At 58.7% G+C, this 12,349-nt stretch carries 11 protein-coding genes; 2 read left to right on the top strand and 9 right to left on the bottom strand.

The features are described from left to right. Nucleotides 1-57: 57 nt before the first annotated feature. From GYN01_RS07785 to bioB, 9 genes are all read right to left on the bottom strand, one after another. Nucleotides 58-1,836: an acyl-CoA dehydrogenase C-terminal domain-containing protein gene (locus GYN01_RS07785; RefSeq protein WP_203306831.1), complete on the bottom strand. Its 1,779-nt coding sequence runs from the start codon at nucleotides 1,834-1,836 to the stop codon at nucleotides 58-60. Nucleotides 1,837-1,961: 125 nt separating this feature from the next. Beyond that, nucleotides 1,962-3,254 (bottom strand): GGDEF domain-containing protein, encoded by a 1,293-nt coding sequence (locus tag GYN01_RS07790; RefSeq protein ID WP_203301936.1) that lies wholly within the window; start codon nucleotides 3,252-3,254, stop codon nucleotides 1,962-1,964. Nucleotides 3,255-3,617: 363 nt separating this feature from the next. Then, nucleotides 3,618-5,423: a phenylacyl-CoA dehydrogenase gene (locus GYN01_RS07795; protein WP_203306832.1), complete on the bottom strand. Its 1,806-nt coding sequence runs from the start codon at nucleotides 5,421-5,423 to the stop codon at nucleotides 3,618-3,620. A 264-nt stretch (nucleotides 5,424-5,687) separates the two neighbouring features. Then, entirely contained in the window at nucleotides 5,688-5,984 is a 297-nt protein-coding gene (locus GYN01_RS07800) for a hypothetical protein (protein ID WP_048364307.1), read from the bottom strand. 120 nt (nucleotides 5,985-6,104) lie between these two features. After that, nucleotides 6,105-6,785 carry a dethiobiotin synthase gene (gene bioD / locus GYN01_RS07805; protein WP_048364197.1) on the bottom strand — a complete coding sequence of 227 codons (681 nt, stop codon included), beginning with the start codon at nucleotides 6,783-6,785 and terminating at the stop codon, nucleotides 6,105-6,107. Continuing rightward, complete coding sequence (gene bioC, locus GYN01_RS07810; protein ID WP_203306833.1) at nucleotides 6,782-7,582, bottom strand: malonyl-ACP O-methyltransferase BioC; 801 nt, start codon at nucleotides 7,580-7,582, stop codon at nucleotides 6,782-6,784. Before bioC ends, bioD begins: the two co-directional genes overlap by 4 nt. After that, the gene (locus tag GYN01_RS07815) at nucleotides 7,575-8,294 is read right to left on the bottom strand and encodes an alpha/beta fold hydrolase (protein WP_203306834.1); all 720 of its coding nucleotides are present in this window, start codon (nucleotides 8,292-8,294) and stop codon (nucleotides 7,575-7,577) included. Before GYN01_RS07815 ends, bioC begins: the two co-directional genes overlap by 8 nt. Beyond that, nucleotides 8,287-9,459, bottom strand: coding sequence for an 8-amino-7-oxononanoate synthase (gene bioF, locus GYN01_RS07820; RefSeq protein WP_203306835.1), 1,173 nt, complete (start codon nucleotides 9,457-9,459; stop codon nucleotides 8,287-8,289). Before bioF ends, GYN01_RS07815 begins: the two co-directional genes overlap by 8 nt. A gap of 114 nt (nucleotides 9,460-9,573) precedes the next feature. Then, complete coding sequence (bioB, locus tag GYN01_RS07825; protein WP_048364193.1) at nucleotides 9,574-10,629, bottom strand: biotin synthase BioB; 1,056 nt, start codon at nucleotides 10,627-10,629, stop codon at nucleotides 9,574-9,576. Between the two features lie 87 nt (nucleotides 10,630-10,716). On the opposite strand from bioB, the gene GYN01_RS07830 reads away from it, so the two are divergent. Together GYN01_RS07830 and GYN01_RS07835 are read left to right on the top strand one after the other, a co-directional pair. Continuing rightward, nucleotides 10,717-11,457 (top strand): ComF family protein, encoded by a 741-nt coding sequence (locus GYN01_RS07830; protein ID WP_203306836.1) that lies wholly within the window; start codon nucleotides 10,717-10,719, stop codon nucleotides 11,455-11,457. A 57-nt stretch (nucleotides 11,458-11,514) separates the two neighbouring features. Beyond that, nucleotides 11,515-12,276 carry a TOBE domain-containing protein gene (locus tag GYN01_RS07835; RefSeq protein WP_048364191.1) on the top strand — a complete coding sequence of 254 codons (762 nt, stop codon included), beginning with the start codon at nucleotides 11,515-11,517 and terminating at the stop codon, nucleotides 12,274-12,276. The last annotated feature ends 73 nt before the right edge of the window (nucleotides 12,277-12,349 follow it).

The raw sequence follows: 12,349 nt of genomic DNA on the forward strand, positions 1-12,349 counted from the left end.
GATATGGACGATTGCCAGCACGTTATGTAAGCAAATGCTTACATAACGTTAAACAGCTTAAAAGTGTGCTTCATCCAGCAAATACAGCGACTCGCTACCGGCCTTGACCGAAGCACTCAGCGAGTGGATACGCGGCAGCAAACGTTGGAAGTAGAAGCGCGCCGTGCCCATTTTGCTGACATAAAACGCGTCCTCAGACTCCTTGCCCTGCGCGGCCTTGGCCATCAGCGCCCAAATGTAGGCATACGTTGTGTAACCAAAAACTTGCAGGTACTCGACGCAACCCGCGCCAATTTCGTTCGGATTAATTTTCGAATGTTCCAAAACCCAGGCCGTCAACTCATCAAGTGTGTCCAAAGCGCTTGCCAGCGGTGCGGTGAATTCATTCAGGTCGCCACACGACGAGGCGATGAACTGACGAATCTCATCGGCATACAAACGGTAATACGCCCCGTTGTTGCCCACGATCTTGCGCCCCACCAGGTCCAGCGCCTGAATACCGTTGGTGCCTTCGTAGATCTGCGTAATACGCACATCACGTACTAACTGCTCCTGCCCCCATTCACGAATGTAACCGTGACCGCCAAACACCTGCTGACCGTGCACGGTGGTTTCAAGGCCCAAATCGGTCAAGAACGCTTTGGCGACTGGCGTCAGCAAAGCCACCAGGCCATCGGCCCGCTCACGGGCGGCCGGGTCCTGGCTGAACTTGGCGATGTCCAACTGGTTGGCGACATAGGTGGAGAACGCTCGCCCGCCTTCGTTGCACGCTTTCATGGTCAGCAACATACGGCGCACATCGGCGTGGACGATGATCGGATCAGCGGCTTTGTCTTTGGCTTGAGCACCGGTCGCAGCGCGGCCTTGCAAGCGATCACGGGCATATTCCACCGCGTTCTGGTAGGAACGCTCACCCGACGCCAGCCCCTGGATACCGACGCCCAAACGTTCGTAGTTCATCATGGTGAACATCGCTGCCAGACCACGGTTAGGTTCGCCGACCAGATAACCCACCGCCTCGTCGAAGTTCATCACGCACGTTGCCGACGCTTGAATACCCATTTTGTGTTCAATGGAACCGCAGGTGACCGGGTTACGTTCGCCCAGGCTGCCATCGGCATTGACCCTGAATTTGGGTACCAGAAACAGCGAGATACCTTTGGGGCCAGCCGGCGCGTCCGGCAACTTGGCCAGTACCAAATGGATGATATTTTCCGTCAGGTCGTGCTCGCCACCGGTGATGAAAATCTTCGTACCGCTGAGGGTGTAGCTGCCATCGGCTTGAGGTTCGGCCTTGGTGCGGATGATCCCCAAGTCAGTGCCCGCATGGGGTTCGGTCAGGCACATGGAGCCAGCCCACACGCCCGAATACATATTGGGCAGGTACATCGCCTTCAGTTCTTCGCTTGCGTGCGCATTGATCGACACGCACGCACCCGCGGTCAGCATCGGGTACAGGCCGAACGCGAGGCTGGAGGAGTTGATCATTTCTTCGACTTGCGCCGAGACCGCTTTGGGCATGCCCATGCCGCCGAACTCAGGATCGCCACCGACGCCCACCCATCCGCCTTCGGCGTAGGTTTTATAAGCATCAACGAAACCTGCGGGGGTGGTGACGACGGTATCGTGCCAGTGGCATCCTTCTTCATCGCCGCTACGGCTGAGCGGGGCGATGCTTTTAGCGGTGACTTTGCCCGCTTCTTCAAGAATCGCTTCTACCGTCTCTGCATCAACCGTGTCTGCCAAAGCAGGCAACGTCCCCCAAAGCGCTGCAACATCGAACACTTCATTAAGGACGAAGCGCATATCGCGCAGGGGCGCTTTGTAATCAGCCATGACAAACCTCGCAATTACTACCAGTTAAGCCCGAGCCGGGCCACGTTTAGCTGTGGCCAGTCTAACTTAACAACGATTGCGATACATAGGGTCCGGTAGTGACTCAAATTTAATACCCGGTCACGCTACGCAGGAATTTCTGTCGTGCGCACCGCCCCCCGTCGGGTTTGCCCGTAGGCAACGACGCAGTTACGCCCGGCACTTTTCGCGCTGTAGAGCGCCTTGTCCGCCGCTTTTAGCACCTCCTCGGCCGTGCGCTGTTCTGGCATGCGTTCAGCCACACCAATACTGACCGTCACCGACACGCTGGTAGCCCGCGTACCGGCTCGGCGCTGACGACCTTGCTGGTCGTCCTGCGGGCGGTTTTCCTGGTTGCGTAAATGGATGTTGTAAACCGCAATGGCTTCACGCAACTCATCCAGATGCGGCATGCACTCATCCAGCGTTTTACCTGCAAACACCAGGGCGAATTCTTCACCGCCATAGCGATAGGCCCGACCGCCACCGCCGACTTTGGACAGTTTGCTGGCGACCAGTCGCAGCACCTGATCGCCCACATCGTGACCGTGGGTGTCGTTGAATTTTTTGAAATGGTCGACGTCACTCATGGCCAGCACGTAATTGCGCCCCAAACGCTGCAAGCGTTCATTCAGTGCGCGACGCCCCGGCAGGCCGGTCAGCTCATCGCGAAAGGCCATTTGATACGCCTCATGCGCCACCGCTGCGGCAATCATCAACATCACCTGGCTGCACATGATGTTAAGGGTGAACGGCAAGATAAACGTCTGCGGCAGCATCCAGAACAACCCTACCAGCCCTACCAGCTGGGCGGCATGCAGGGGCCGCGGGTTGCGCCAGTATTGCCAGCCCAGCAGCACAAAACCGATGAAAAACACCGGATACGACAACTGAATCAAGCTCATCCAGCGGCCATGCAGTGCGGGCCAACGGATCTCGGCCAGCCAATTGAGCAGCGCCTGTGGGTAACTTTGCTCCAGCCCCAGCGCGACACTGCCGATGGCCAACAGCACCGCAAAACGCGCCACCAGGTCCTGAAACAGATGTGTGCGCTCCTCCCAGGCCGCGTACACGCTGTACAGCAACGGCAATAACAGTGAGCACACATGAAAGATCACCGCCGCGTCCGGGCGCACAACGCCGTTATCGCGGTAGTAATCGGTCTGAGTATCGAGCAAGAAATAGGCGATATACACCGTAAGCATCAAAAACAATTCACGCTGGCGGCGGTAGACCGCGCAGTAAGCGCCTCCCAACAACAGCACCAGGGTGGGCAGCACGTTGAAGAGCGAGGTGAAGAACACATTGAGGTCTTTGACGTAAGCAGCCGCAAGCCCTGCGATTAGCAGCAGGAGAGACGGCAAAAAGTGACTGACACATGCAGCAGAAGAACGCGACAAAAGTAAAGCTCCGACCCGAACAACCAAGTAATGGCATTGTGCCTGCTTTTACCGCAGTTAAGCACACTTGGAAACGTCCCGGTCGCCTCAGCCATAGGTTTTAACGGCTGGAAAGGCAAAAGGCTTAACGCATTTGTCGGATTAAAAAAAGACTCACGGAGGCGTTCTGCATTTCGTCGCTATTGCCCAATGTGACCGGCGATTACGCCACAATCGCGCACCCTTTAACCGGGCGTGATCTCAGGTTGTACGACGGCTCTGCGGCCGAACGTGGTGCTGGCTAACTGCTACGCAGAATCCGCGCATAAAAAAACCGTTTCACCCAGAGGTGAAACGGTTTTTGGGAAGGTGACGCGCTTAGGCTTAGTAGCCCAGGTCGAAGTCTTCTTCTTTCATGTCCATCAGGTTGGCAGCGCCTGACAACATGGTTGCAACGTGTGTACGGGTACGCGGCAGGATGCGCTGGAAGTAGAAACGCGCCGTCTGCAATTTAGCTTTGTAGAAAGCTTCTTCCGACGTGCCAGCAGCCAGTTTCTCTGCGGCCAAACGCGCCATGTCAGCCCAGAAGTACGCCAGGCAGGCATAACCGGAATACATCAGGTAGTCGACCGAGGCCGCACCCACTTCTTCACGGTCTTTCATGGCCGCCATACCGACCTTCATGGTCAGCTCGCCCCATTCTTTGTTCAGTGCAGCCAGCGGTGCGACGAACTCTTGAACACCTTCGTTGCCTTCGTTGGTCTGGCAGAACTTGTGCACGATCTTGGTGAAGCCTTTGAGCGCTTCGCCTTGAGTCATCAACACTTTACGGCCCAGCAGGTCGAGTGCCTGGATGCCGGTAGTGCCTTCGTACAGCATCGAAATACGGCTGTCGCGAACGTTCTGCTCCATGCCCCACTCAGAGATGAAACCGTGGCCGCCGTAGATTTGAACGCCGTGGTTGGCGGACTCAAAACCCACTTCGGTCATGAAGGCTTTGGCAATCGGCGTCATGAACGCCAGCAGTGCGTCGGCTTTCTTCTTCTCTTCTTCATCAACGCCGTATTTCACGATGTCGACTTGCTTGGCCGTGAAGTAAACCATCGCACGGTTACCTTCGGCGAATGCCTTCATGGTCAACAGCATGCGACGTACGTCCGGGTGAACGATGATCGGGTCGGCGGCTTTTTCCGGGAATTTAGGGCCGGTCAGCGAGCGCATTTGCAGGCGGTCACGGGCGTATTTCAAGCCGCCCTGGAAACCGATTTCGGCGTGGGACAGGCCTTGCAGCGCGGTGCCCAGACGTGCGGTGTTCATAAAGGTGAACATGCAGTTCAGGCCTTTGTTCGGCGGGCCGATCAGGAAACCTGTCGCACCGTCGAAGTTCATCACACACGTTGCGTTACCGTGGATGCCCATTTTGTGCTCAAGGGAGCCACACGATACGGCGTTACGCTCACCGAGCGTGCCGTCAGAATTGGCCATGAACTTGGGCACGATAAACAGCGAAATGCCTTTGGTGCCAGCCGGTGCATCCGGCAGGCGAGCCAGAACGATGTGGACGATGTTGTCGGCCATGTCGTGTTCACCGGCCGAGATGAAGATCTTGGTGCCGGAAACTTTGTAGGAACCATCAGCTTGAGGTTCGGCCTTGGTGCGCAGCATGCCCAAGTCAGTCCCGCAGTGCGATTCGGTCAAGCACATGGTGCCGGTCCATTCGCCGGTGACCAGCTTGCTCAGGTAGGTCTCTTGCTGCTCGGGAGTGCCGTGCTCGGAGATGGTGTTCATCGCGCCATGCGACAGGCCCGGGTACATGCCCCACGACCAGTTGGCTTCACCCACCATTTCGCTGACCGCCAGGCCCAGCGACTCAGGCAGGCCCTGACCGCCGTGGGCAACGTCATGCGCCAGGCTCGGCCAGCCGCCTTCAACGAATTGCTTGTAGGCTTCTTTAAAACCGGTAGGGGTTTTAACCCCGGACTCACTCCAGGTGCAGCCTTCGGTGTCACCCACACGGTTCAGAGGTGCCAGCACCTGCTCACAAAACTTGGCGCCTTCTTCAAGAATGGCGTCAACCATGTCTGGAGTAGCGTCCTGGCAAGCCGGCAGGCTCTGATAATGCGCTTCGTAACCGAGCAGTTCGTCACGAACGAAGCGAATATCACGCAAGGGGGCCTTGTAATCAGGCATAGCGATAAACCTCTGCTGATGAATCCGGGAATGAACAACCGCGTAGAATTTGTTATTGCGGTCAAACAGGTGTTTGAAACATACGTTTACGCCCATTTATTGTCAAGCAGGCACAAGGAGCCGTTCGTCCCTAAGGGTGAACAGCTGCGAATTATCGAAAGACTGTTGAATGTCACCCCACGAGCATCGCCGCAGGCGAAAGCGAGGTGCGGCGTCGCAGCAGCCCTCAGGCAGTAGGGCCGAGGCTACGAGAGCACGCCAGGATCAGGCGTAGGTATCGATCAGCGTACCGACCATTTCGTCGGCGGTGCGTACCACTTTGGCGCCGAGTTCGACTTGCGCTTTGCCTACGCTTAAATCAGCCACATCACTGGCAATATCTGAAAGCTGGCTACGGTCGACAGCGCGCATGCGGTTGACCTGTGTGTCGGAGGATTGGCTCGCGACCGAGCGTTCAACCGTGGCATTGGCAATGTGGCCGCCCGCTTGATCGACACGGTTCTGCCCCGCCTGAATGGAACTTAAACCTGCGTAGAACGCGGTGCTTCCCGAGATTTCCATGAGCGATATCTTCCCTTTCAAGGTCATCAGGTTTCATTGAAGCAGACATACTGGCAAAAGGCCCGTCAAAAAACCTGATGGTTGCGCACCCTTCAATAGCCCTGAGCAATAGCGCCGCACTCAGTCCAGCAGGTCCAGTTGCACATGCTCGGCCACCGCCTGCGCCGTGGGTGACGTGAGCGCGGGCACCCGGCCAAGGCAGGGTGCTGGCAAGCGTTCGGCCAGGGTTGCCAGGTTTTCTTCAAGCCGTGCGGTGTGCGGGTCGATGATATTGGCCACCCAGCCCGCCAGTTGCAGACCATCTTGAGCAATCGCCTCAGCGGTCAGCAAAGCGTGGCTGATACAGCCCAACCTCACGCCTACCACCAAAATCACCGGCAGTCCCAGCCCTTGGGCCACGTCAGACAGGCTGTCCTGCCCCGACAAAGGCACGCGCCAGCCACCCGCCCCCTCTATCAGGGTGAAATCGGCGTGTTGCTCCAAAATATGGCGCATCGGTGCCAGCAATGATTGAACCGTCAGCGCCACACCCGCCTCGCGCGCGGCAATATGCGGGGCGATGGCAGGTTCGAACGCCAGCGGGTTCACCTCTTCATACGTCAAGCCAATCGTGCATTGCGCCATCAACGCCAGCGCGTCAGCGTTGCGCAGCCCTTGGGCGGTTTTTTCGCACCCCGAGGCCACAGGCTTGCCCGCTGCCGTGCTTAAACCCGCTGTGCGGGCGGCGTACAACAAACCTGCTGCAACCGTGGTTTTGCCCACGTCCGTGTCCGTGCCGGTTATGAAATAGGCAAGGCTCATCGCGCTTTCTCCAAGATGCCGTAGACCACTTGATACGTCGCCGGCAGCCCCTGTGGCTGACGAAATTGTTCATAGGCCGTTATTAACCCTTGAACCCGCGCCCTGCCGGTCAAGCCTTCAGGTCGCCCCGGATTAAGGTTATGTGCGCCCAGCGCTTTTAGCTCATGGGTCAACTGGCGCACCTGCGGGTAATGCAGCACATGGGGCTGCGTGTGCAAGCTTTTGACCTGCAAGCCGCTTCCTGCACACAGCTGTTGATAAGCCGAAAACTCACGAAATCGGTTGACGTGAACCTGCCCGTCAACCGCCTTCCAACTGTCACGCAGCTCGCTCAACGTGCCCACACACAAACTGGCGAAAGCCAGTACACCGCCCGGTTTGAGCACCCGCTGCGCCTCGCTGAGCACTGCGTCAAAGTGCGCGCACCATTGCAACGCCAGGCTGGAAAACACCACGTCGCAACTGTTGTCTTGCAACGGCAGGCACTCGGCATCACCCGCGATGAAGTGCTGGGCGCCACCCAATGGCCGGGCGTAAGCCAGCATGCCTTGTGCGATATCCAGCGCCAGCCCTTCGCTGCGAGGAAAATGCTGACCCAACACGCGACTGAAGTACCCCGTGCCACAGCCCACATCCAACCAACGTTGTGGGCTTAGGCCCACAGGTAAACGGCTCATCAGTTCATGACCGACGTTGCGTTGCAGTTCAGCCACGCTGTCATAACTGGCCGCCGCGCGGGAAAACGAAACCGCCACCAGACGTTTGTCCGGCAGGCTTGCCACACTCAAATCAGTCATCACCCAACCCGGTTAAAAAGCTCTGAATCGCCGCCGCCAATTCATGGGGTGCTTGCAGAAGAAACGCATGACAGGCCTGTTCCATCAGGCCCACTTCGACATCAGGCAACAACGCCAGCACATCACTGGCGACTGACGCCGGCACCAGCTCATCCTGCCCGGCAAACACATGAAACTGCGGGCCATTAAAGTGTTGCAGGGCGGCACGGGTGTCCATCTTGGCGAGCAGCTCCAGCCCTGCAAGCAAGGTGTCTGGCTCAGCCTTCGGCGCACCATTGAGGAGTAAGCTCGCCATACCCCGACCTTCACTGCACAACAAAGAAAAGCGCTTAAGCGTCGTATTGGGGGCCTTACGAAAACCGTCGATAAAATCCTCGAAGGTGTCACAAGGCATTGCGTTGGGCCAATCGTCGCGGCTGACAAAACACGGGTTACTGGCCAGCGTCACCAACCCGCAACACCGCTCGCCGCGCCGCACGGCCAATTCGCTGGCCAACATGCCACCCAGTGACCAGCCCCCCAGCCAGACGTCATCCGGCAACGCCGCGTCCAACTCATCCAGCCAGTCATCCAACTGCGCCGAAGCGAGCACCGGCAAGGGTTCTATTTCAACCCACAGGTGCGCGTCCAGGCCACGCAGTGCAACCGCCAAAGGCTCCAGCGGTGAGATACCCAACCCCCAGCCGGGGAGCAAAATCAAACGATCACGCATGCTCGGACTCCGGTTTTCGCCAACAGTCGTTTAATGCATTTAACAGTAGCTGCACCTGCGCCTCTGTGTGGGCGGCAGACAACGTCACACGTAACCGCGCGCTACCGACAGGCACCGTGGGCGGGCGGATGGCGGTGACCAGCACGCCGCGTTCGCGCAATTGCTGCGACAAGCGCACCGCCTCTGCGCTGTCGCCAATCATGATCGGCTGGATCGGCGTGAAGCTGTCCATCAGTTGCAAGCCGATCTGCTGGGCACCAGCACGGAACTGGCGGATCAAGGCATTCAAATGCTCACGGCGCCAGTGCTCGCTGCGCAACAGCTCAAGGCTTTTGAGCGTGGCGCACGCTAACGCAGGCGGCTGGCTGGTGGTGTAGATATAAGGACGGGCGAACTGGATCAGGCTTTCAATCAACGCTTCGCTGCCGGCCACAAAGGCGCCGCTGGTGCCAAAGGCTTTGCCCAGGGTGCCGACCAGCACGGGGACGTCGTGCTGGCTCAAGCCGAAATGCTCGACAATTCCGCCCCCGGTGGCACCCAGCGGACCAAAACCGTGGGCATCGTCGACCATTAACCACGCGCCTTTAGCACGAGCTTCATGGACCAATGCGGGCAAATTGGCCACATCACCGTCCATGCTGAACACGCCATCGGTCACCACCAGCGTATGGCCGACAGCTTTCTCCAGACGGCTGGCCAAACTGGCGGCGTCGTTGTGCAAATAGCGGCTGAACCGTGCCCCGCTCAACAAGCCCGCATCCAGCAAAGAGGCGTGGTTGAGACGATCTTCCAGCACCGTGTCGCCCTGACCTGCCAGCGCTGTGACAGCGCCCATGTTCGCCATGTAACCGTTGCTGAACAGTAGCGCGCGCGGGCGAGCGGTGAACTCGGCGAGCGCTTCTTCGAGGGCGTGATGCGGGCGACTGTGGCCAATGACCAAGTGCGACGCCCCGCCGCCCACGCCCCAGCGCGACGCACCGGCTTGCCACGCTTCGATCACCTGCGGGTGATTGGCCAGGCCCAAGTAGTCGTTGCTACAAAAGGCCAATAAAGGCTGACCGTCCACCACCACCTGCGGGCCTTGCGGGCTTTCAAGCAAAGGGCGCTGGCGATACAAATTGTCGGCACGACGCGCGGCCAGACGAGCCGTTAAATCAAAAGACATGAGAAAAAGGTCCCCTGTAGTCACTGCCGCGAGCTGCGGTGGGCAGCCCCCTATAAACAAGGTGCTGCGGCCTTTATCACAGCCTGCGTCAGCGACTACAAAAATGCGGCGCTGTTAAACCGCAGCGTTATAAAACTGCTCGCTGGATTTTTGGTCCATCAAGGCGTGCTCAATGGCCGCCTGATGCACTTCGTCGGCATGGTCTTCGTGGGCTTCAGGGAGGATGCCCAAGCGGCTGAACAGCAACATGTCCTTGTCCGCTTGTGGGTTGGCGGTGGTGAGCAATTTATCGCCGTAAAAGATCGAGTTGGCACCGGCAAAGAACGCCAGCGCCTGCATTTGCTCGTTCATCGCCTCACGCCCGGCCGACAACCGCACATGGCTTTGCGGCATCATGATACGTGCCACCGCCAGCATGCGAATGAAGTCAAACGGGTCGATGTCTTCGGCGTTTTCCATCGGCGTACCGGCCACCTTAACCAGCATGTTGATCGGCACCGACTCCGGGTGTTCTGGCAGGTTGGCCAGCTGGATCAGCAGATTGGCGCGGTCGTCGAGTGACTCGCCCATGCCCAGAATCCCGCCGGAGCAAATCTTCATCCCGGCATCGCGCACATAGCTCAAGGTTTGCAGACGCTCGCTGTAGGTGCGCGTGGTAATGATGCTGGTGTAGAACTCTGGCGACGTGTCGAGGTTGTGGTTGTAGTAATCCAGCCCCGCGTCAGCCAGGGCAGCGGTTTGCGCCTGATCGAGCTTGCCCAGGGTCATGCAGGTTTCCAGCCCCAGTGCCTTGACCCCTTCCACCATTTTCAACACGTAGGGCATGTCTTTGGCAGACGGGTGTTTCCACGCCGCCCCCATGCAGAAACGTGTCGCACCAATAGCCTTGGCGCGCGCGGCTTCGTCCAGCACCGCTTGCACCTGCATCAGCTTCTCTTTGGCCAGGCCAGTGTTGTAGTGGCCCGACTGCGGACAATATTTGCAATCTTCCGGGCAGGCGCCGGTTTTGATCGACAACAGCGTCGAGACTTGCACCCGATTAGCGTTGAAATGCGCACGGTGAACAGTCTGCGCTTGAAATAGCAGGTCATTGAACGGTTGCGTAAACAACGCCCGCACTTGGGCTAAAGACCAATCATGACGCATGGTGTTAAAGGTGCTGGCGCTCATCGGCGTTTCTCTTGTTTATGCTGGACTTGAACCTGAAGCGATCACTTCAGGCACGGCACGGATGCCCGGCATGTTTAAGGATGCGACATGAGCTGTCAACCCAGTCTATTTAACAAGGTTTACATCTGGCTATTTAATAGCCAGCATTGTTTAGTGTGTGACGGGCACGCCGGCGCCCTCCACAGCGTGTGCGTCGATTGCGAGCATGAGCTGCCCTGGCTGGGTGAAGGCTGCCAACACTGTGCGTTGCCGCTGCCAGGATCGGGCCTGATCTGCGCCGACTGCATCAAACATCCGCCCGCGTTTGAGCGTGTACATGCGGCCTGGGTGTATGACTTTCCGGTGGACAGCCTGATCGTGCGCTTCAAGCACCACGCAAAATGGCCTTATGGCCGCCTGTTAGCCGAACTTCTTAGTCAATCGCTGCTCAATCACTACGCACACGGCCATGCCCGGCCCGACCTCCTGCTGCCGGTCCCCCTGTCACTGCACCGCCAGCGCCAGCGTGGGTTCAACCAGGCCGCCATGCTCGGCGAATGGCTCGCTCAGCGCCTGGGCATTGCATGCCCCACGCACTGGCTGATGCGCACCCAAGACACCCCCGCACAACAAGCGCTGGATGCCAAAACCCGTCGCCGCAACTTGCTGCACGCCTTTGCCATTGCCCCCGATGCACAGGTTCGCGGCCGGCATCTGGCGCTGGTCGATGACGTGCTGACCACCGGCGCTACCGCTGAAAGCGTCGCCCGGCTGTTGCTCAAGGCGGGCGCCAAACGGGTTGACGTGTATTGCCTGGCGCGCACGCCCAAGCCCGACGGGCCGCCTTGACGGCCAGGCGGTGAGCGGGCACTTTGCCAGACCCTGACGTCTTACGAATCCACCGCCATGCACGTGCCCGCTTTGCTTGCGCAACACATTGTTCGTCGTCCGCAGCGTATTGCCTTGTTGCAGCACATCAGCGAGCAAGGTTCGATCACCCGCGCCGCCAAAAGCGCGGGCATCAGCTACAAGGCCGCGTGGGATGCCATCGACGAGCTCAACAACCTGGCGCAAACACCGCTGGTGGAGCGCAGCGTGGGCGGCAAAGGAGGTGGCGGCGCACGGTTATCCGTCGCTGGCGAGCGTGTGCTGCGCCTGTATAAGCGTTTGCACGCGTTGCAACATCAAGTGCTGGAAGCCGCTGAAGACGCCCAAGACCTCGATTTACTGGGGCGGTTGATGCTCAGAACCAGCGCCCGCAACCAGTTGCACGGCACCGTCGGCGCCATCCGCAACCAGGGCCATAACGATTTGATTGCGCTTGAACTGGCAGGCGGGCTGCTGTTGCATGCGCAAATCACTCACGACAGCACGCAACGGCTGGCGCTTGAGGTCGGCACCCCAGTCGTCGCGTTGATCAAGGCAGGTTGGTTACAACTGATTGCGCCCCAGGACGTCATCGCAGATCACAACCACTTAGAGGGCCAAATTGAACAGGTCTTGGCTGCCGACAATGGCCCCAGCGAAGTGCGCATCAGCCTGCCCAATGGCCAAACCCTGTGTGCGCTGACCGAAGCGCAACACTTGGCAACACTTGGACTAAAGGCTGGGAGCCAGGCCCATGTGCAATTTGCGCCCTCGCTGGTGTTGCTCGGTACACCGCTCTGACTCAAGCCTCACCGCGCTCCCATCCAAAAGCACCGGAGTGAGGTGGGCCATCCGATGAGCGTCAATTGCGCAT

It is taken from the genome of Pseudomonas weihenstephanensis, from assembly GCF_016812185.1.
Lineage (GTDB): Bacteria > Pseudomonadota > Gammaproteobacteria > Pseudomonadales > Pseudomonadaceae > Aquipseudomonas > Aquipseudomonas weihenstephanensis.